At 50.4% G+C, this 21,024-nt stretch carries 21 protein-coding genes; 8 read left to right on the top strand and 13 right to left on the bottom strand.

All coding sequences use genetic code 11. The features are described from left to right. Positions 1 to 200: 200 nt before the first annotated feature. The 5 genes from DL346_RS09920 to DL346_RS09940 form a co-directional block, all read right to left on the bottom strand. A complete protein-coding gene (locus tag DL346_RS09920) occupies positions 201 to 1,205 on the bottom strand; it encodes a HupE/UreJ family protein (protein WP_112881982.1) in 1,005 nt (334 codons plus the stop codon). A gap of 202 nt (positions 1,206 to 1,407) precedes the next feature. Next, positions 1,408 to 2,925, bottom strand: coding sequence for a UDP-N-acetylmuramoyl-L-alanyl-D-glutamate--2,6-diaminopimelate ligase (locus tag DL346_RS09925; RefSeq protein ID WP_240633118.1), 1,518 nt, complete (start codon positions 2,923 to 2,925; stop codon positions 1,408 to 1,410). A 212-nt stretch (positions 2,926 to 3,137) separates the two neighbouring features. Then, entirely contained in the window at positions 3,138 to 4,610 is a 1,473-nt protein-coding gene (locus tag DL346_RS09930; RefSeq protein ID WP_112881983.1) for an S-layer homology domain-containing protein, read from the bottom strand. 138 nt (positions 4,611 to 4,748) lie between these two features. After that, complete coding sequence (locus tag DL346_RS09935; RefSeq protein ID WP_112881984.1) at positions 4,749 to 5,450, bottom strand: response regulator transcription factor; 702 nt, start codon at positions 5,448 to 5,450, stop codon at positions 4,749 to 4,751. Positions 5,451 to 5,457: 7 nt separating this feature from the next. After that, positions 5,458 to 6,936 carry a sensor histidine kinase gene (locus DL346_RS09940; RefSeq protein WP_112881985.1) on the bottom strand — a complete coding sequence of 493 codons (1,479 nt, stop codon included), beginning with the start codon at positions 6,934 to 6,936 and terminating at the stop codon, positions 5,458 to 5,460. 132 nt (positions 6,937 to 7,068) lie between these two features. Between DL346_RS09940 and DL346_RS09945 the strand changes: the two genes are divergently transcribed. From DL346_RS09945 to DL346_RS09960, 4 genes are all read left to right on the top strand, one after another. Next, positions 7,069 to 8,040, top strand: a complete 972-nt coding sequence (locus tag DL346_RS09945) for a phosphodiester glycosidase family protein (protein WP_112881986.1) — start codon at positions 7,069 to 7,071, stop codon at positions 8,038 to 8,040. A gap of 42 nt (positions 8,041 to 8,082) precedes the next feature. Beyond that, entirely contained in the window at positions 8,083 to 9,135 is a 1,053-nt protein-coding gene (locus tag DL346_RS09950) for a bifunctional glycosyltransferase family 2/GtrA family protein (RefSeq protein ID WP_112881987.1), read from the top strand. Positions 9,136 to 9,240: 105 nt separating this feature from the next. After that, positions 9,241 to 9,768 (top strand): hypothetical protein, encoded by a 528-nt coding sequence (locus DL346_RS09955; RefSeq protein ID WP_112881988.1) that lies wholly within the window; start codon positions 9,241 to 9,243, stop codon positions 9,766 to 9,768. Between the two features lie 94 nt (positions 9,769 to 9,862). Further along, positions 9,863 to 10,054: a hypothetical protein gene (locus DL346_RS09960; RefSeq protein WP_240633119.1), complete on the top strand. Its 192-nt coding sequence runs from the start codon at positions 9,863 to 9,865 to the stop codon at positions 10,052 to 10,054. Between the two features lie 135 nt (positions 10,055 to 10,189). Here the strand turns inward: DL346_RS09960 and DL346_RS09965 are convergent, their stop codons facing one another. Genes DL346_RS09965 through DL346_RS09980 form a run of 4 tightly spaced genes read right to left on the bottom strand, consistent with a single transcriptional unit; the run spans position 10,190 to position 12,378 of the window. After that, a complete protein-coding gene (locus tag DL346_RS09965; RefSeq protein WP_112881990.1) occupies positions 10,190 to 10,669 on the bottom strand; it encodes a hypothetical protein in 480 nt (159 codons plus the stop codon). A 20-nt stretch (positions 10,670 to 10,689) separates the two neighbouring features. Further along, a complete protein-coding gene (locus tag DL346_RS09970) occupies positions 10,690 to 10,914 on the bottom strand; it encodes a hypothetical protein (protein ID WP_112881991.1) in 225 nt (74 codons plus the stop codon). 22 nt (positions 10,915 to 10,936) lie between these two features. Beyond that, positions 10,937 to 11,614 (bottom strand): DUF4956 domain-containing protein, encoded by a 678-nt coding sequence (locus DL346_RS09975; RefSeq protein ID WP_112881992.1) that lies wholly within the window; start codon positions 11,612 to 11,614, stop codon positions 10,937 to 10,939. Further along, entirely contained in the window at positions 11,611 to 12,378 is a 768-nt protein-coding gene (locus tag DL346_RS09980; protein WP_112883048.1) for a polyphosphate polymerase domain-containing protein, read from the bottom strand. The genes DL346_RS09975 and DL346_RS09980 overlap by 4 nt, the downstream gene beginning before the upstream one ends. Before the next feature lie 237 nt (positions 12,379 to 12,615). On the opposite strand from DL346_RS09980, the gene DL346_RS09985 reads away from it, so the two are divergent. Together DL346_RS09985 and DL346_RS09990 are read left to right on the top strand one after the other, a co-directional pair. Then, positions 12,616 to 13,296, top strand: a complete 681-nt coding sequence (locus DL346_RS09985; protein ID WP_112881993.1) for a response regulator transcription factor — start codon at positions 12,616 to 12,618, stop codon at positions 13,294 to 13,296. Beyond that, positions 13,296 to 14,531, top strand: coding sequence for a sensor histidine kinase (locus DL346_RS09990; protein WP_112881994.1), 1,236 nt, complete (start codon positions 13,296 to 13,298; stop codon positions 14,529 to 14,531). Before DL346_RS09985 ends, DL346_RS09990 begins: the two co-directional genes overlap by 1 nt. A gap of 55 nt (positions 14,532 to 14,586) precedes the next feature. Here the strand turns inward: DL346_RS09990 and DL346_RS09995 are convergent, their stop codons facing one another. The 3 genes from DL346_RS09995 to DL346_RS10005 form a co-directional block, all read right to left on the bottom strand. Continuing rightward, entirely contained in the window at positions 14,587 to 15,360 is a 774-nt protein-coding gene (locus DL346_RS09995; protein ID WP_112883049.1) for a DUF817 domain-containing protein, read from the bottom strand. A 61-nt stretch (positions 15,361 to 15,421) separates the two neighbouring features. Further along, positions 15,422 to 15,643 carry a helix-turn-helix domain-containing protein gene (locus DL346_RS10000; RefSeq protein WP_112881995.1) on the bottom strand — a complete coding sequence of 74 codons (222 nt, stop codon included), beginning with the start codon at positions 15,641 to 15,643 and terminating at the stop codon, positions 15,422 to 15,424. A 9-nt stretch (positions 15,644 to 15,652) separates the two neighbouring features. Continuing rightward, a complete protein-coding gene (locus DL346_RS10005; protein WP_112881996.1) occupies positions 15,653 to 16,129 on the bottom strand; it encodes a DUF2975 domain-containing protein in 477 nt (158 codons plus the stop codon). Positions 16,130 to 16,363: 234 nt separating this feature from the next. Between DL346_RS10005 and DL346_RS10010 the strand changes: the two genes are divergently transcribed. Next, entirely contained in the window at positions 16,364 to 18,562 is a 2,199-nt protein-coding gene (locus tag DL346_RS10010) for a PAS domain S-box protein (protein ID WP_112881997.1), read from the top strand. A 62-nt stretch (positions 18,563 to 18,624) separates the two neighbouring features. Beyond that, complete coding sequence (locus DL346_RS10015; RefSeq protein ID WP_112881998.1) at positions 18,625 to 18,939, top strand: DUF3892 domain-containing protein; 315 nt, start codon at positions 18,625 to 18,627, stop codon at positions 18,937 to 18,939. A 65-nt stretch (positions 18,940 to 19,004) separates the two neighbouring features. On the opposite strand, the gene DL346_RS10020 is transcribed toward DL346_RS10015, so the two are convergent. Then, positions 19,005 to 21,023, bottom strand: coding sequence for a TIM barrel protein (locus DL346_RS10020; RefSeq protein ID WP_112881999.1), 2,019 nt, complete (start codon positions 21,021 to 21,023; stop codon positions 19,005 to 19,007). Position 21,024 lies beyond the last annotated feature (1 nt).

Consider the following 21,024-nt stretch of genomic DNA (forward strand, 5'->3'; position numbering starts at 1 on the left):
TCCTTTAATTTTATGAAATGGATGATTACAGCGTTGGTTCTACTACTCTCTCAGGCATCACCCCGATGGCATCCCCCCTCTCAATGCGATTGCCTCCAACTTGACCGAAACCGAAAAAACTAAGCCGCCATCCGCTGAACGTACCAGAACAAACCGAATGCAATGATGAGCGTAACGGCCGCCGCCTGCGCGTGTCGTGCTCATTGGAACTTGCGGATGTAGATCAAAACAGGGAACAGAAGCGAGATGACGAGCAGCTGCCCCAGCTCGACGCCGATATTGAAAGCGGCGAGGGACAGCAATGAGCTTGTACTAACCGCACCCGTCATTTCCAAGGCGCCGGCAAAGCCGATTCCGTGAACAAGTCCGAAGCCGAAAACGACGAATGGGCGTATTTTGCTGCCGCTCAGGAAAAAAGCCTCGACTGCAACATAAGCGATGCTGAGCGCGATTAACGGCTCTATCACTTCTGCCGGCACGTTGAGCACATGGAATGCGGTTAATCCGAGCGTAACGCTGTGGGCCAACGTAAAAATCGTCGCGATCTTGATCAATGAACGGAAGCTGGTCGCTGTCAGCAGCAGTGCGATCACGAACAAAATATGGTCGAGACCGATCATGATATGGTGAAAGCCCAGCTTGATGAAGCGCAGCGCTTGTCCGACAAACCATGTGTGACCGAGCCCGAGCTCCCTGTCGCTGCTGTTGAAGACGAATTGCCCCTCCTTGCCGTCAAACTCGAAAGCGGCAATATTGCGGTGCATCGAATCGTTGTCGTCGAAAAAAATGTTATAGTCGACCTGAACCCCCTTCGAATTCGAAGCATTCGGAAACCGCAGGCTTAGACTGGCGTAATACCGGCCAAGCTTTGAGATGACCTTCAATTCATCAAGCTCCGCGTCGACCGCTTCCCCTTCGATATAGACCTTAAGATGATTTCCGATATAGCCGCCGACTTCTTGCTTGTGCAGTTCCAGCAATCGGTGCAGTTCGCTCGCCGGTGCGCCAGGACTCGCGTCAAGCATGACAACGCGTCCCAGTTCGTAGTAATCGAGCATCAATTCGTACCTGAGTTCCCCAGGCGCTGCGGTGATCTGGGAGAAACCTTCACTGTTGTCGGTATGCGCAAAGACGCGGGAGCCGGGAAGCGCAATAACAGACAGCAGAACAGCTGCGAGGATAAAACGGAACCATTTCCTAACCAATTTGACTGCCTCCACTCTTAAAATAGGAATGGCACCAATTTAGTGCAGTTTTGTTTGCAGAATGATAGGAGGAAGTAAATATCTAGTAAATCCGCAAAAATGGTTCCATACTCCCTGAATCGATAACTCATTTAATAGGTCTATCGAATTAAAAAAACAAAAAAAGATCCGCAGTCTCTGCGGATCTTCAACTCGTCTGATTTCATTTTTTCTCGGAGATGTTAAACATTTGCGTTATGGTACCGTGTTTCTCTAAGGCTTCTATGACAATATCGCTGTCCGACATAACCGCACGCCGGCCGCCGATTTCTAATTCATTCTCATGTCCTCTGCCGGTGATAAGGATACAATCATTGGCATTTGCCATGCTCACGGCTTGCAGTACGGCATGCTGCCGATCCGGAATGACCAAACAACGATCCCGCTGTTCGACATTCAAGCCGTTTATCATGTCTGAAAGAATAGAATCCGGATGTTCCGTCCCCGGGTTATCCGAAGTTAAGATCACGATTTCCGCATGATCGGATGCCAAGCGAGCCATAATGGGCCGCTTCTCTCGGTCCCGATCTCCCCGGCTCCCCATGACGACGAGCAATTTTCCTTTTACGCCTTGTTTTGTCGCGTGAATGATCGCATTCAAGCCGTCTGGATTATGGGCATAATCAACAACAACCCGGTAGGGTTTCCCGGTGGGAACTTCTTGCGAACGGCCTCTAACGCCGTCGAATTCGCTCAAGCCTTCGCGAATCGCCTGCATGGGAAGCCCTTCCACTAAACAAACGGAAATCGCGGCAAGCGCGTTGTAAACGTTATGTATACCCGTAAGAGGCAAGGCAAACTCGCCATCCCCCCAAGGAGTGCGCACAGTAAATGTTGTTTTATCGCTGCGCATATCGATGTGATGTGCCGTGATTTCCGCGTGCTCCTTCAATCCATAACGCAGCACTTGCGCGCTCGTATGGCTGGCGATTTCGGCGCTTGCCGGATCATCACCGTTCAATACCGCCGTTTTGCGATAAGACTCATGACCGTTGCCTAATTGGGCGAATAATAGCTTCTTGCTTGCGAGATAACGTTCCATCGTGTGATGAAAGTCCAAGTGATCATGCGTCAAATTCGTGAAGACGACCGTACGGAAATCGCAGCCGCGAAGCCTGCCTAGTTCAAGGCCGTGTGAGGAGGCCTCGATTAAGGCATACTCGCCGTTCTGCTTGCGAATCCGGGCTAAATAGTTCTGTATCGTCAAAACATCCGGGGTTGTGTTCCGGGTATATTCGTGCTCCGCTCCCATACGGAATCCCAGCGTGCCGATCATGCCTGCGCTTCGACGTGCGAATCGGAGAACATGATGAATCATATGCATGGTTGTCGTTTTTCCGTTCGTGCCCGTAATGCCGATCAGCTTCGTGGAATTGTCGTCATTCCCGTACCAGATGTTCGCCAGCACGGCTAAAGCTTTGTAGGTATCGGGAACGATTACGGCAGCCGCAATGGTTTTGGGAAGAGGCAGCTCTCTCTGGATCACAACCGCTGCGGCACCGTTTCGCGCGGCCTCTTCGATGAAGTCGTGGCCATCCACTTTGAAACCGTGAACGCATACAAACAGATCTCCGGGCTTAACCGATCGGGAATCCGTTTGAATATCATAGATCGTGATGTCGGCGTCGCCAATGATAGTTTTCACGAGTAAAGCATCGACGAGACAATGTAGTTGCAGCATGCGTTCACCTTCTTCACATAACCACCGTCCAAGTCTGGATATGGCGGCTATTGCTTTTGTTTATAAGATGCCTTATTTTTTTTCAAAAAACACCTTTTCCCAGATCTGAAATACAGATTTGCTTAGAGATAGAGACAACTCCAAGTCTAACCCAAATATGCATAACAAAAACCGGCTCCCGTTGAGAGCCGGTTTTTTACCGGAATTATAAGTTATTTTACATCAATCTCAATCCCGTGCGCCGTTGCCCACGTCCCGATTGGAGATACCTCATACGTCACCCCGGCAGCCAGCTTGCCGCCGTTTAGGATATCGAAAATTCCGGTCCCTGCTTTGCGCGTTTGCACTCGATATTGAGCGTTCAGCATCGAACCGTCATTGCCTTCTAACTGGACGGAGCGATATGCGAACAGCTCGTCACCCGGATCGGCGGACAGCGATAAGGAAATCGATGCCCCGTCGATATTCGCGGCTGAAGCAATCACGAGCGGTTCGGTTTGCTGAGCGGTGAATTTGTTATTCTCAAGCTCAAACCAATCCGAGGTCACGGTATACGATACGCCTGGCTGGAGCGATATGCCTGCAGGCAGACGGAACTTCGGTTCCTGTTTGCCATCGGTCGACTGCGTGAAGCCTACATAGTTCACGGTAATCGGCATGCCGCCTTCAGGCGTTAGCACTGCCTGACGGCTCGCAAGGGAAGAGATGATTTGCAGCGGCTTACCATTGTAGCTGTTGTCCTCTTCAAGAACGATCGCATTCGCGCCGCGGCCACCCGCATAAGCGGAAATGACATAGCCATAATCGATGACGCCTTCCTCGCGCGAGGAGCTAACCTCGAACGTGTCGCCGGTTACTTGCCGCACGTCTTTCAGACGAATCGCTTCTTCGCCGGACGTCACGCTGAATGTCTGCTTGCCTTTATACGTCAGCGAGAATACCTCGCCGGATTTCATCGTCTGGACAGGCACGATATAGGTCGCGATCGATCCCGTCTTCAGCCTAGGCTGATTGACAAGCTTCAAGCCGTTGCTTAGCATCATATTCGCTTGCGCGGCGGCCGTCGTCTCGTCTCCCAACGTCATTGGCCTGTCGAACTTAACTTCCAGCGTGATCTTGTTGAGCGCTTTTACCGAAACGATCGACGCAGACTCGCTGCGGACCGCTTGCTGCGCGAAAACGAGCAGCCGTGCCGCTTCGCCGCGCGTTATTTTATGTTGACCGATTTGTAAAGTCTGCATCCAATATTGCACCGATTTGACATCGCGCTGCAGCGCCTTGGCGATGATCGGCGCAAGTTCGGAGCCTTCAGCCTGTTTATTCGGATGGAAGGCTGCATCCCCTTGCAGCAAGCCTCCTTTAATCGCGGCGTTTACGTAGGCATCGTACCATTTAGACTGCGGCGATGGGGCTTCCGTCTGATCGAGCTCCAAGCCAAGCGCCAAGACCGCCATCTTAATGAATTCGGCGTTCGTTACTTGACGCTCTTCGTGCAGCTTTCCATCTCCTGTTCCTTGAAGGATGCCTTGCTTCGCCAGTTTATCCACTGCTTGCTGGATGGTGCTGCCTGCTTTTGCGACGCTTGCGCTTGCTTCCGAAGCAGGCGTATGAAACGGTAACAGAGCTCCTCCTCCGATTACAACCGCCATCGCGATTTTAGCTGCTTGCTGCTTCGTCTTGTTCATGTCCATCTTCCTCTCGGCTCTGGTTTAATGGCGTTCCCTTTGACACGTTTATCATAGCGAACGGCTCTAAACCGGCTTCTAAGAAAGTCTAAACAATATATAAACAAAGACGAAACAATGTTTAAACCGGATGGCTAGCTATACGGTAAACCGATAGCCCGCGCCCCAAACCGTCCCGATAAACTGCGGATTCGCCGGATCCTCTTCAATCTTCTCCCGGATCCGCGAAATATGGACGGTCACCGTTGCGATCTCGCCGCTGGATTCAAGCCCCCAAATCCGCTCGAATAGCTCTTCTTTGCTGAAGACCCGGTTCGGATGTTCGGCCAGAAACAGCAGCACCTCGAATTCTTTTGTAGTCAGCGATACTTCGCGGTCGCGCACGAAGACGCGGTAAGCGGCTTTATGGACCGTGAGCTCCCGAATCCGGAGCACATCCGGATCGGCTTTCCGCTCCGTCGCCCGGTTTTTCGTAAAGCGGTCATACCTGGCCAAATGCGCCTTCGCCCGCGCTACCAGCTCGCTTGGACTAAACGGCTTTGTGACGAAATCGTCCGCGCCAAGCCCAAAGCCTCTAATTTTCTCCACTTCCTCATTCTTGGCCGATACGATGAGCACCGGAATGTCCAGCCTCTCCCTCACCTGCTTGCATATATCGAAACCGTTGACTCCCGGAAGCTGCAGATCAAGAATGAGCAGATCGAAGCCCCCGCCAAGCGCTAGCTCCAGCCCTTCACGCCCATCGTGTACGATCTCGGCTTCCATATTGTGCAGTCCAAAATAATCCCTCTGCAGCTCTGCGATATAAGGATCGTCTTCAATGATCAAGATTCGTTTCATATGCGCATCACCGTCTTTTCTTTAGTAGTGGAAGTGTAAAATGAATCTCTGTCCCTCCGCCCTCTTCGCTTCGGGCAGTTATCGACCCGCCATGGCCTTCAATGATTTGCTTCGCAACCGCCAGGCCCAGACCGCTTCCGCCGGCAGCCGATGCGCGGGATTCGTCCGCCCGGTAGAAGCGGTCGAACACGAGCGGCAGCGCCTCTGCCTTGATGCCCGGTCCGTTGTCGGCAAGCATGACGGATACGAACCTTTCCTCTTCAACCGCGCGAATACTGACGGTTATGATTTTAGGTTCGCGCGTCATGAATTTGAGGCTATTGGAGAGCAGATTGCGGATCACGCGCTTAAGCTTCTCCCGATCTGCCCGGATCAAGACCGGCTGCACAGGCATTTGCTCCCACTTCAGCTGCACGCTTTCCCGTTCGAAGTCGATCGCATGCTCGTCCACAAGCTCGCGCAGCAGCGACACCGCTTCGGCTTCCTCGAACGTGAACGGCTCCTTCTTCAGATCAAGCTTGGAGTAATAGAAAAGCTCCTCCACCATCCGCTCCATATCGGAGGCGCGGGTATGAATGGCGCGCGCGTACTGCTCCAGCTTCTCCGGCGTCCGCGCCACGCCGTCCCGGATCCCCTCCGCATAGCCTTTTATCGTCGTGATCGGCGTCCGCAGGTCATGCGAAATGTTCGAAAGCAGCTGCTTCCGGTTGTCCTCGTATTGAAGCTGCAACTGGATCGAGTCTTGCAGCCGCCGCCTCATCTCATCGAAGCTCAGAATGAGCTGTCCGACCTCATCTTTGGATGTCGCCCGAAGCTCGCCTTTAAGATCGCCTTCCTTGATCCGTTCGGCCGACTTGCGAAGCCCTTCGAGCGGAAGAACGATCTTGCGCGTCACATAGCGATAAAGCACAAGTCCGGTAAGCAGCACAATGAACGCGAACAACCCCACGAAGACAGGCAGCATGTTACGAACAAGCTCCGCAAACGGGCTCCGCTCACGGATGACGAAGATACTCCCCATCTCTTGCGCCGCTTCATCGAAATAGAAATCGAATTTGGCGTAGGCGAAGAAGCGGCTGCCGACATTCATCGTATTGCGGATCGAATAGTTCCCCATCTCGTAATCGGGCAGCGCCTGCGCAAAATCGCTTTCCTGCATATTCGGAGTCATATACAGCAGGCTGTCTCCCCTGCGAACAAGCAGGCCCGCCTGCACCATTTTGAGCTGGGTGTCGTAATCCTTGAGCAGCGCAAGGTCCTTCAGCTTGGCCGGGTCATGCTTGGCCAAATATTTTAAATCGAGAAAAATGCTCTCCTCTTCTTCCGACAGCGGGTGAAGCGAGTAATGGATCGTGTAGAAGCTTCGAACGCTCCGTAGATCTCCCGTAACCGCGACGGATAACAAGTACGCTGCCAGCATAAACAACGTCACCGAAACGATGACCACCGATGTAAACGAGAATAACAAACGAAACCGAATTGACAACCGAACGCCCCCCATCCTGCACACTGGCTTTATTCTAGCATAAAGGACGAGCTATTTCTGAAATCCATTTAAGCTGCATTTAAGTAACCCCGCCTATTGTTAAGGTATCAAAAAGATTGGAGTGACCGACAGATGACGCAAAAGAAGAGAAAGCCGCGGCGAAAGCTGATCATCGGCCTGACCATAACTTTAACGACCGTTGGGGCTGTTCTATACGGATTGGCGGACCGGTACTTGATCGAACACGTGGAGGTGGTCGTCCAGCCGGCGTCGGCGGCCGGCACCGCCGTCACTGCAGCGGCATCAGCCAACTCGTCAACAGAATCGAATTCAGCAGCAAATCAGGCAACGTCCGACGATTGGAATTATTCCAGCGACACTACGGATATTGCGATCAAGAAAGTGGAAAACGGCACCGGCGAGGATAAAATCACCTATTACGTAGCCGATGTCCAGGTAAAGGAGGCTTCAAAGCTGCTGACTGCTTTTGCGGATAACGCCTTCGGCCGCAACATTACCGAGGCTACATCGGAGATTGCTTCCGCGAACAACGCGATATTCGCCGTTAACGGCGACTATTACGGATTCCGAAATGACGGCGTCATTATCCGAAACGGTACGCTCTACCGGAACGAGCCCGCGCGTGACGGACTAGCCTTGTATAGCGACGGCACGATGAAATCGTATAACGAGGAGGAAGTTTCGGCCGATGAGCTGCTCGCAAGCGGCGTTACGAACACCTTCTCCTTCGGCCCCGTCCTGGTGAAGAACGGCGAAGCTATCGACAATTTCGACAACCTGAAGATTGATACGAACTTCGGCAACCGCTCAATCGACGATGCGAACCCGCGTACGGGAATTGGCGTCATCTCGCCAAATCATTATGTCTTCGTCGTCGTTGACGGCCGGCAAGAGAACTACAGCAGAGGCATGACGCTTGATGAATTCGCGCAGCTGTTCAAGGATTTAGGCGTAACCGAGGCCTACAATCTCGACGGCGGCGGCTCGTCCACCATGTATTTCATGGGCCGCGTCGTCAACAGTCCAGGCAATAGAGGGAATGATGAGCGCGGCGTCAGCGATATTATCTATCTCGCCGATTAATGGCAGTAATGGCAGTGATTGATTACCAAGGAGGCTGAAAAAATGAATGTACTGATTCCGGCTTATGAACCCGACCATAGACTGCTATCGCTGATCGAGAATTTGAAGAAAGCGGAGAGCGATATGAATATTGTTATAGTCGATGATGGCAGCGGCGATGCGTATCGCGATATTTTCAACGGTGCCCGCGAGGCCGGATGCACCGTGCTCACCCATCCGGCCAATCTCGGCAAAGGCCGTGCGCTTAAAACGGGATTCCTTTACTTGAGCGAGAGCGGCTTGTCTGAGGGAGTCGTTTGCGCGGACAGCGACGGACAGCATCTGCCATCCGATATCATTCGGATCGTGGAAGCCGTGGCCGAGCATCCGAACGAGATCGTGCTCGGAAGCCGGCATTTTACGGGTACCGTCCCGCTTCGCAGCCGCTTTGGCAACAACGTGACCCGTTTGGTTTATACCTTTACGACCGGCCGGCGTATTCAAGATACCCAGACCGGCCTGCGCGGATTCTCGGCATCGATGCTGGATTGGCTGTGCCAAATTCCCGGCGAGCGATTCGAATATGAGATGAACATGCTGCTTGCGGCTCAGAAGGATGGATATAGGATGCACGAGGTGCCGATCGATACGGTTTATTTGGAAAACAACAAATCATCGCATTTCCGCCCGATTGCCGATTCGCTCCAGGTGTATGCGCCGATCCTGAAGTTTTGCTCGACTTCCGTACTGTCGGCCGCCTTGGACTGGATTCTCCTCGTTCTGCTGCAGATGATGACTGACAGTTTGCTCATCTCGGTCTTCGGCGCAAGGATTGGCAGCTCCCTATTCAATTATGCGATGAACCGACGCTACGTATTTGACCGCAAGCAAAAGTCCTCCATCCTATCTTCGGCACCGAAATATTTTGCGCTCGTCGTTTTGATCCTGATGTTTAACTACGGTTTCATGTACCTTTTCAAGGAAAGCCTTGGACTCCCCCTTCTCGTCGCCAAGCTGTTTACCGAAGGATCGCTGTTCGCGTTCAGCTATTGGTCGCAGCATCAATTCGTCTTCCAGGCAAGGAGGCTTCCCCGAACGTCCAGAACGATAACTTAATTCATAGTCCAAACGCCAGCTCCTCTTGTAATGGAGCTGGCGTTTTTTGCGCTTACAGCGTTACAATATTATTAGGGTGTTTGTCAGAGGGAGTTGGGGGATTCGATGCGTACGTATGCAATTGTTGGACTTATTTTTTTCTCCATTCTGCTAGCCAGCTGCGGCTCGCGTGAAGAGGCGATGGTCCATCCGACGACGGAAGTCGCTGTTACCGAAGGCGATTTCACCTACCGCCTCGTGACGGCGAAGCCCGAATACAGCCGCGGGGAAACAGTTCCGATTTACGCGGAGTTGACGTATATCGGGGATGAAGCGAGCATCACGATTAACCATTCCGCTTCGCCGTTTAATTTTCCGATTCAGGAGCTGACAACGGGCTACGTTATCGACTACGCAATGACCGATGAGGGCGCCAGCACGAAGCTGATCAAAGGCAAACCGCTGCGCGGCACGTTCAACATCCGAGGCGGCAGCTATAGCGAGAACGACCCGAAAGCCTATAAGGACTTTATCGATAACTTCCGCAAAAACGGATATGCCAAAGGCCATTACGCAGTGAATGGCTTTGCCGATTTTTCCGTGGCGGACCAGCGGGTGCGAATAGGTGCGCAAATTGATTTTCTCGTCGATTAAGTTTACCTAGTTAAGCCAAGGTAAACTTGACTTTGCCGCTGCCCAAACCTTTCGCCGCGGCCGGGCGATCGCATTTTTGGAGAAGCTTCGTCTAATGCGCTCAACCCTGCAACAGCAGCTCAGTCAACCGGAGTATGAAACGATCAAGCAAGTGGTCAGCGGGGAACTGAATGCCGTCGATGCCTTCATTCAGGAGTTTATCCATACGTTCGAGCTTCACGAGGCACCTGATGTGCAAATGGATCAAACACTTGAACGGAATGAAGATGAGGACAGCCATGCTTGATGTACCGGAACAATACTGCCTTCATGATGACTCCATTTCCTTAATCAAGTAGCCGACGCAAATGAAAAGAGGCAATTTCCCTTCTGCCGCAGCGGGAAATTGCCTCTTCTATTCTTACTTATTCAGTTAAAACCTTTAGCTGTCTGCACCTGCGCTTGGAGCACTGTCCGGGCCGCCGCTTGGAGCGTCCCCGGGAGGCGCATCGCCAGGAGCGCCTTGACCTCGGAAGCCGCCGCCGTGTCCGCCACGGCCGCTTCCTCCGCCGCCGAACCCGCCGGTCCTAGCCGTTGTAACGCCGGATTCATTCACATAGGTGACTTTGTCGCCCATCTCGAACGTGACAACCTTGGTGCTGCCGCTCGCCGATCCGCTTTCGAAGAAACCGTCGGTTGCTTTGCCGCTAGCCGTGCCGCCTGTTGCGATCGTGTAGGATTCGCCGCTCTTCAGATCCGGCGAGGAGATTACGATGCTGCCAAACGTTTTCGCCGGCTGGAAGGCTGCAACGACCTTACCGGAGCTGTCCGTCAGCGTGACCAGGGTTCCTGCTTCCAGCGTGCTTGGGAATGTCATCATCACGGCTAATTGCGAAGATGTATCGGATGGCGCTTGTGCCATGCCTGCGCTGCCGGCTGCGATCAGCTTACCGCCAGCTCGCTCGCATCTTGACTGGCCAGCTGCACGGGAGCGGAATTCGCTGCAGTTGTCTGCTCTGCCGCGGCGGCAGCAGTCGCGGATGCGCCGGTTGTCGCTGCGGCAGTAGCGCCAGTCGTCGTATCGGCGGTTTTTGAGCTGCAGCCCGCAGACAAGATCGTACTGAAAAGCAGAATGGTAATCATCTTAGTTTTATTTGGATGGTTCATTTTTATTAACCTCACTCGTGTATTAATATTCCTGTACAACAGGATTCATCGTCAGCGTAATATCCAGATTGCCGTTGCGCGTACGTACGGCGTCGAGCAATTCCTTTTGATTCGTGTGCGGCCCGAGCTTCACCGAATAGATGACCTCATACAGACTGCCAAGCTCGGTCGTGCGCACTTTTTTCAGCTCATACTCGATGTTGAACTTCTGAAAAATTTCGTTGAATGCTTCCTCGTAGCCCAAACTTTCGGGAATCGTCACCTTCAGCGTTTTGTATGCCTCTTTGCTTGCGCCGAACTTCAGCTTCTTCAGAACAAGCATCAACCCGCATAGTAAAACCGTGAACAGCACCGCATATCCATAAGCGCCGACACCGCAAGCTAGACCGGCTGCCATCGAAAACAGCACGTACGAGATATCCTTCGAATCCCCCGGCGCGCTGCGGAACCGGATGATCGAGAATGCCCCGGCCAGACTGAAGGCGCGGGCGATATTGCTTCCGATCAGCATGATAATGATGGTGACGATTGCCGGCAGCACCATCATCGTGAGCGTAAAGCTCGTGGAATACGAATGCTGTGTTTTCATGTAAGTCAAACTAATGAGACCGCCGAGCAAAATCGCGACTATAAAGGACAATACCGCATGGGTAAACGTTAATTCCGTCACCGTTGTTGTTGAAAAAAGTGATTCGATCATAGGATGCTAAGCTCCCTTTCCATTGGTTTCTCATTTGAATTCGCGTCCGCATGTGCGTGGCGGATCGATTTTTTATATTCGTTGCCATACTTCGAGAAGCTCGTCCGGTACATTTGAAGCTCGGACAGCAATTTAGACAGCCACACCGGAATCGTCTTCTCCGCCTTCACTTCCATCAGCCACTGGCCCTTCTCCATCAGCTGTTCGCCATAGTCGCCGGCCTCGAGCCGCAGATCGTATCGACGCGACCGGATATTCGTGTCGAACGTTATCCGCAGATCCCGGTTTCCTTTGCAAAACATCGCAATCCGGTCATAGGCCAAATAAACCATCGGCTGCAGCTCATATCTGGACAAGAAGTACTCGATTTCTTGAATGACCTGCCGGTTCATTCCTTCCCGGAACGAAGGCGCTTGCCCGGTCCGAACGAACTCATAGGCTTCTTGCAGCTTTAGCGCCGTCCGCCGTTTGTTGACGAGACCGAATACTTTTTTCTTCAGCTCCAGGTAGACTTTCGCATTCTCCTCCGGAACCCCGTACGCACGAACGCGCAGCTTCTCCCTGTATTTCGGCTTTGATAGACTGTTCCGGATCAGCGTATGATGCTCGTTGTCATAGTACAGATTACTGATGGAGTAAAACCTGTCGTTCTTGTTGTAAGCATCCAGCTCCATATAGTCCATGAGACGGTTGCATAAGTGATAGAACCCTTTGGTATCCATCAGATACTTGTTCTCATATCGGTTAAACACTTCAATCGCCATGTTCAGCGCCCCTTTCCAAATTCTCAAGGCGTTTAGCCCTTCCATGTCTGTAGATTAAGACGCGAACCTTTAACGAATCTTAAATGGTTAAGGAATTGTAAAAATAAAATGAGCGCACGGATGATTGGAACCTGACCTTACGCCATCTATAATAAGTAGAAAACGGGAAGCACGCTTAAGGTAGATTAAAGGTTTCTTTCCTACACTATAGACATGACAGCAGAAAGAGGTGGGGCTATGCGAATTCTAATCGTAGAGGATGAGGTCAATCTAGCGGAGGCGCTTTCGCAGATTCTAATAAAGAATCATTATGCCGTCGATTTCGTTCATGACGGGCAAGAAGGACTGGATTACGCGCAGAGCGGGATTTACGATTTAATTTTGCTGGATATTATGCTTCCCGGCATGGACGGAATCACGCTGCTCAGGGAGATTCGAAAGCAGGATATCGCGACGCCGGTCATCATGCTAACCGCAAAGGGCGAAGAGCCGGACAAAATCGCCGGGCTCGATTATGGCGCAGACGATTATATGGCCAAGCCCTTCTCGACCGGTGAGCTGCTTGCGCGTATCCGCGCAGCTCTTAGGCGCAAAGGCGAGGTCGTGCCCGAGGACGGGCTGAGATTCGGAGATATCGAGCTGAATGCGGGACATCTGAAGCTCACATGCAAAGGGAAGGAATTAAAGCTCATTCTGAAGGAAAGCCAGCTTCTCGAGCTGATGTTGACGAGGAAGCAGGCGGTAACCTCCAAGGAACAGATCATCGAGAAACTGTGGGGCTTTGACTCGGACGCGGAGCACAATAATGTGGAAGTGTACATTTCATTTTTGAGGAAAAAGCTTGCCTTCCTCCATTCGGCGGTTCGTATCAATACGATCCGGGGCGTCGGCTATGTACTCGAGGAGGCGAACGCCTAATGTTCAACAGGCTTCGCAACCGGCTGCTGCTCATGAACATGATCATCATTTCGCTCATCATGCTGGCCGCCTTTACGACTATTTATGCCATTACGTACCGGAACGTCCAGAACGATATTCATCGGGAAATCAGGCGAATGGCCGATGTCGGCTTCTTAATGGGCGGCCCTAAGGGACCTCCCAGACCCGAGGGAGATTTTCCGATAAATACTCATGAACGCTCGGCGGTTTTCGTGCTGAAGACTGACTTGGAGTGGAATATTACGGAAGCCAATTCTCCCTTCGACTTGGGCGAAGATATCTATGCCACCGCTGCGGAGAAAGCGTCCGCAAATCCTGTCGAGTTCGGCCAGTTCACCATGGACGGAACGCGCTGGGCGTACAGCGTATCGCCGACTCCTTCGGGCTATTCGATTGTCTATATGGATGTTACTGCGCAGCAAACCATATTAACGACACTTACTTATACCTTTTCCTTAGTCGCTATCATCATGCTGGGGGTAATCTTTTTAGCTAGCCGCTATTTCGCCGGGCGCTCGATTGCACCGGTCAAGGAAGCTTTCGAGAAGCAGAAGCGATTCATCGCCGATGCCTCCCACGAGCTGAAGACGCCGCTGGCCGTCATCAATACGAATGCTGACGTTCTTCTCGCCAATGGCGAGGATACGATTCATGCGCAGGCCAAATGGCTGAATCATATTAAGTCGGAAACGGAACGTATGAAAACCTTGACGAACGATCTGCTCTACCTTACGCAGATGGACGACGCCAGAGAGCACATGATCCAAGCGCCTTTCGATCTTAGCGAAGCCGTGGAAAGCGTCATCCTCACGATGGAAGCCATTATCTACGAGAAGGAGTTGACCTTCGATTACGATATTGAGCCTAATCTGATGTTCACAGGCAGCAACGAGCAGATGAAACAAGTGGTCATGATCCTCCTCGACAATGCGATTAAATATTCAAATCCGAACGGTTCCATACAGGTTGCGCTCAAGAGGCATCTTGGCCATATCCAATTGTCAGTGACCAACACCGGTCCCGGCATACCCGCCGAGCATTTGGACAAAATATTCGACCGCTTCTATCGCGCCGATACCTCCCGCGCCCGCAAAAATGGCGGCTACGGCTTAGGTCTCGCGATCGCCCGGTCCATCATCGGGCAGCACCGGGGCAGAATTTTTGCCAAAAGCGTGCCGAACGAGAAGACCACGTTCTATGTACAATTGAACTGACCAGCAAAATAGAAAGGCGAGATCCGCCCGTTAACCGGGCAGCTCTCGCCTTTTTCTATCTTGCCGTCTTCCTGCCGGCTTTTACATGTTTAAGTTGGGCAACGATGATGACGCTTATGATGACCAGAAGGAACCATGAACTGATCTTGCTGACGCTAACCAGCTTCCATTCAAGGTGCTGGTCCGGATATTTCCAAGCATTGAAGAATGTAGCGATATTTTCGGCTAACCAGATAAAGAAACCGACAATGAGAAAAGCAAGCGTCAAAGGCATTCGATACGTTACGGTCAGAACCCGATAAATGATCCAAGTTCTCCAAAAGACGATAAGCACGAGCGCAGTCAGCCACCAGCGAAAATCAGGAATGAAATGATGGGCGAAAAAGTTCAGGTAGATGGCTCCACCTAACAATCCCGCAGCAGGAAGCCCCGGCCAGCCGGTCATATCCATCCTGAGCCTGCGCCAGACCTGACACATAAAGCTTGCTACGCTTGCATACATAAATCCGCTGTAGAGCGGTACTCCGAGCAGCTTCGTAAACCCAGGCTCAGGGTATGACCATGAGCCCATCCGGACCTTGTATAGTTCCAGCAGCAGCCCAATAACATGGAATACACAGATTACTTTGATTTCATCGCGTGTTTCTAATCCGCTAAGGTACATCAGAACCTGCACGCCAAGCAGAATAAGAAGAATGGCATCGTACCGGTACATGAAGGGCACCTCTACGATACCGGAAAGGGCTAACGTGCCGAAGATCGCAACAGGAAAAATGCAGCTCATCGCCTGATGATAAACAAAATGCAGCAATTGTTTGATGGGCTTCACCGCCTCTTTCACGTTCAACCGAGGCAAGTACCGTTGATCTAGTCCGTTCACATAGGATCGATTAGTTTGGATTGGTTTCATCATTTTTGTACTCCAAGATATCCCCGGGCTGACAGTCTAAAGCTTTGCAAATCGCCTCTAACGTTGCGATCCGAATCGCCTTTGCCTTTCCGTTTTTCAAAATGGACAGATTAGCCATCGTAATTCCGACCCGCTCCGATAGCTCCGTCACGCTCATTTTCCTTTTTGCCAGCATCACGTCTATATTAATGATAATCGCCATGTTCTCACCTCAGACCGTTAAATCGTTTTCGGATTTAATATCGATGGCTTGTTTTAATAGCTTCTGAAGAACGGCTGCAAAGACTGCAATCACGAATGAAGCGAACATGACGACCATGCCGAGAACGATGGCGCCCGGGGCATCGTCTTCATCAGCAATGAAGTATACGAATGGCATGGCTGCTGTAAACAAGATGCTGATCGTGAATCCGCAGGATTTGATTTTTTTTAGCGCTTCTACCGATAAGTCCGTGAAAGCCTGGTTCTTGTCAATATAGCTTAATAGTTTCCAAGCCTGGAACAATGCAATGAAATACGGTATTGCGGCTGCATAGATAATTGCTAATAAGGGATATAACCAATAAGCCGAATAAAGATCCGCTGCCCCCTTAGCGAATATAGGCAACCCAACTACGCACAAAGCAAGAATCGGAATTGCGAGCAGAAAGACAGTGACCTTTAAAAAGAGGGCTGTTCCCCATTCCATAACTTGCACCTCGATTCGTTTATTTCAGGTTGATTTTAACACCCCATTTATCGTATTGCAATAAATAATTGCCGTTTAACAGAAACCGTGCCCGAATAAATAAGTGATGTTACCTCGCACATTCGTTCGTATGCAAACATTTGCTTTATATTCTGCAAAAAAATTTAAAGGATTTAACGCTATTTTGTCTAATTTAATTCCTTATACTGGAAACCATTAGGTTTAGGAGGAAATATGGCTGCTAAAGTAAACTTTTCACAACAGCATGAACTGTTCACTAGTGCTTTCAACTATGCTCCTATAGGCATGGCATTAGTATCAACTGAAGGAAAATGGTTACAAGTCAATTCATCTCTATGCCAAATGATCGGTTATTCGGAACCGGAGCTTCATGGAATGACATTTCAGGACATAACTCATCCAGATGATGTTATCGCCTCGAAAGATGTTATGAATCAATTCTTGGATGGTAAGTTGGACGTTTACCGACTCGAGAAACGTTATATTCATAAAAATGGTTTTATCGTATGGGTTTCATTAGTTCTCTCGATCATGAGGGACGAGCATATGCAGCCCTGCTGTTTGATCGCACAGATTAAAGACATTTCGGAAAGTAAGCTTGCCGAGAAGGAACTAAAAGCAAAAACCACGCAATTAGAGTCTTTTATTCAACATAATGCGGATGCAATTTGGATGATTTGTAGGGAAGAAACCATTTTAGAAGTGAATCCCGCTTTTGAAAAGCTGTTCGGATGGACCGCTGATGAAGTGAAAGGTAAACAGCTTCCTATCATTCCTGATTTCCTCAAGGATTCCATGAGCCAAATCCATGGGCTCATAAAAGCCGGAGAAACGGTGATCGGTTTGGAAACCATCCGCCAGCATAAGGACGGTCGATTGCTGGATGTGGAGGCTACTCTATCCCCCCTTCGGGATCATTGCGGAGTGGTAATCGGCATTACAGGAACTTGCCGGAACATTACTCGCAGAAAGCGTGCCGAAAAAGAGCTTCAAGCCAAAACGGCGCAATTGGAGTCCTTTATCAAACACAACGCGGATGCCATTTGGATGGTTAATGCAGAGGAAACCATTTTAGAAGTGAATCCCGCTTTTGAACTATTATTCGGATGGTCCGCAGAAGAAATAAAAGGTAACCGGTTACCCGTCATTCCTGATTTCCTCAAGGATTCCATGGGTCAAATCCATGAGCTTATAAAAGCCGGAGAAACGGTGATCGGTTTGGAAACCATTCGCCAGCGAAAAGACGGTCAATTGCTGGATGTGGAGGCTACGCTATCCCCTCTTCGGGATCATAGCGGAGCGATCCTCGGCATCACCGGGATATGCCGAAACATTACGCCTAGAAAACATGCTGAACAAGAGCTTCGAGCAAAAACGACGCAATTAGAGTCTTTCATCGACAACAATGCGGATACCATATTAATCTTTAATAACGAATGTCAGGTTCAGAGAGTCAATGAAGCTTTTGAACATACGTTCGGATGGTCGAAAGAGGAAGTGATTGGTAAGAAGTTGAACGATCTTCCGATCATTCCAACAGATGGTTTGGATGAAGTGATTAACAATTATGAAATGGTTAGAAACGGACAATCGGTAATCGGGGTTGAAACCATCCGAAAACGAAAAAACGGAGAATTGATGAACGTGATTTTAACGGGTTCTCCTATTCTCGACGGCAAAGGAAATCAGAATGGCTGGTCGGTTACGATCAGGGATATTACAGAGTGGAAATTGGCTCAAGAACATATGAAAAATGCCGAGAAATTATCCGTAGCCGGACAATTGGCTGCCGGTATCGCCCATGAGATCCGAAATCCCATTACCTCTATTAAGGGATTCGTACAACTAATGAAAGCAGGATTTGGGGAGAAACAGAGATACTTCGATATCATGACCTCCGAAATCGAACGGATTGAAATGATACTAAGCGAGCTATTAATCCTTGCCAAGCCGCAAACGATCAAGTACGAGAGAAAAGATATTCGAGTGTTGCTGAGTCAAGTGATGACGCTGCTTGATTCGCAAGCTAACCTGAACAATGTTCAATTTACGACTGAATTTAAACCGGGTGTTACCCATCTTTACTGCGATGAAAATCAATTGAAACAAGTGTTTATCAATTTTATTAAAAATGCGATCGAGTCCATGCCAAAAGGCGGAACGATTAACATTCAAGTCAAATGCGTGAACGATCACGAGATGTCGATTCGTCTCGTTGACGAAGGATGCGGAATTCCTAAAGAGGTGCTAAGCAAATTAGGGCAGCCTTTTTATACGACGAAGGACAATGGAACCGGACTAGGTTTCATGGTAAGTAAAAAAATCATAGAAAACCACTCCGGTCATATCCATGTCGAAAGCGAAGTAAACAAAGGAACCATGATTGATATCACGCTGCCAATCTCGCCATAGACACAATCTATAGAATCATGGTCGCCGATACTGGGAAGCATACCCGGTGGAGGTGTGCATGGATGCCGAACAACAATTCAAACTTCGAGGAAATCTACCATCAGTACCGCCAGCAAGGCCAGCAGCAAGCAGCGCAGGAAATTCAAGATGAACCTGGCAAAGAGCAAATCGTAGCGGTTCGAAAAAACGAAGAAGGCGATCTCATTGCGTTCAAAACGGATTCCGGCAGAGAACTCGATTATTTGACTGCTCTGCAAGAAGCGAAAAGCGGTAATTTGGCTCACGTGGATGTGTTCCATAAATACGGCCGTGACATCATTCGCAGTGAACCGGACGGATTTGCCGGTAATAATTTAGATAATCTGCCCACGTTTTGAGGTTGTCGATGCAAAAATAAATCCTGCCGAGCAAACGATCTCGGCAGGATTTATTTTTTCTCGCGTCAGCTCATTCGTACGATCCCTTTTACGCCAATCCGATCAAAATCAACGGAAGCCACTTGTTCAGGAGTAAACTCATCCGTGATCAGCCCGCTTAATGTGCCGGGGTAACAGCGCTCTACTTGATGAAGCCGATCGATCGCACGAAGGAAATCAGCTTTGGACGCATTCACTGAACCTACCATGCATTGATTGCCCATGACGAAATTTTGGTTGATCCGATCAATCGGCACCGTAGTATGGCGGTCCATAGCCGTAACGCCGAGCAAGCCGATACTGCCGTTTCTATCGAGCAATTGCATCGCCTCACTAAGCAGCGGAGTGAATCCGGTGCACTCGAGCACGACATCAAAATTCAGATGGAGCCTATCGCCATAATGACGGACAATACCATGGCTGCCTGAGCCGTCCGATTCGTCGGTGTACGCACTTTGAAATTGAGCACCGATGTTAGCCAGAACGTTCGCCTGAATACTGTCCTCAGCATGCAAAGACCATACATGCGTTTCGAGTCCCATGGATCGGAACGACAAGGCGGACAGCAAGCCCATCGGGCCGGAACCCAGCACCAGCGCCCGCTTAGGCTTCCAAACGAATCTTTGCTGGATATGGGAGATCGTCGACCATATTTTCTCGAAAATGCTCTGCGGCTCTACCCACACGCCCAGATGTTTAAGGCTATCCGGAATTTTCACCACATAGTTCGCATCCTCGACCACGTATTCGCACATGAATCCGTGCGAGCCTTTGATTCCTCTTTCCGTGTAGGTGCCGGTCTGGCAACAGTCCGAGCGGTCAGCACGGCAATTCAGACAATCCGGATCCAAGCATGGTCTCCTTACCAGTACGGTTACAGCGTCCCCTACGCTAAACCCGGAAGCAGCTCCGGCTTGTTCCACTTCGCCGATCAGCTCGTGTCCAATGATGAGATCGTCTTCTCCTTCAGCCGGCACGCCGTAACGATGTAAAATAATCTCCTTGTCGGTGCCGTCGAGTCCGACGCTCAGCACTTTAATGCATACTTCATGATCAGACTTCAATTCAGGGCGGGGTTTCTCCGCTACGATGACTTCCGCGGATTCAGAATTGGCGTTTTTCAAGACGATTGTTTTCATAAGTCCGCTTCCGCTTAAATACTGCGCGATTTTGGTTTTGATGAAATTGACCGATTCCTGCAGCTCGTCCAGACCGTTTACTCCATCTTCAATCGAGATCCAGCCGCCAAACTTCTCTTCTTGGAGCATGCGGAAGATCGTATCGTAATCGTTCATCCCCTTTCCTATGACGCCATGCTGCAGCGCATTGGAGTAGCCTTGATCCAGATATTCGCGAATATCGTCCATCGTATAGCCTTCTTTTAAATATCGATCGCTGGCGTGCATGGTCGATACTCTGGATCGGATCTGCTCTAGTAAGAGAATTGGATCGTAACCTGCAACGATGGCGTTGGAAGGATCATAGTTGGCGCCGAACCAACGCGATTCGATCTGACTGATGATCTCTAAATAAATATCGCATGGCAAAGCGAATTCCGGCGCGGTCCAATATCCATCCTTATAATGGTTCTCCATTACCAAGTGGACCTTCTTCTCGGCGGCATAGGGCAGAAGCTCTTGAATGCATTCGACCGTCCAGCGAATGCCGTCCTCCCTGCCGACTTCATTCCGCCTTTGTCCGGACAGCACTCGGCAGCTTCTGAAATCTTCAGGCCCGAGAATGGCCATGACATCGATCATCGATTTGATGTACTGCATTTCCTCTCTTCTTCGAGCTGGATCGGGCTGCGTGAAATCCGGTGACGAGCACATCATCGGGATGGCTAAATTCACCTTGTCGCACGCTTCCCGAACAGAATGGAGGTAGGACGGTTCCAAGCTTTCAAGAAACCGCGGATACATCTCCAAACCATCCGCACCGAGCGTGCCGGCCAGTTCGATCCACTCCCACAAGCTCATCGTGCCTTCGGAGAGCTCATTGATAAAGCCTTTTGGGAAAACCGCTACGCGTGCTGCCGATTTCATA

The organism is Paenibacillus montanisoli (assembly GCF_003268025.1).
GTDB classification, from domain to species: domain Bacteria; phylum Bacillota; class Bacilli; order Paenibacillales; family Paenibacillaceae; genus Paenibacillus_Z; species Paenibacillus_Z montanisoli.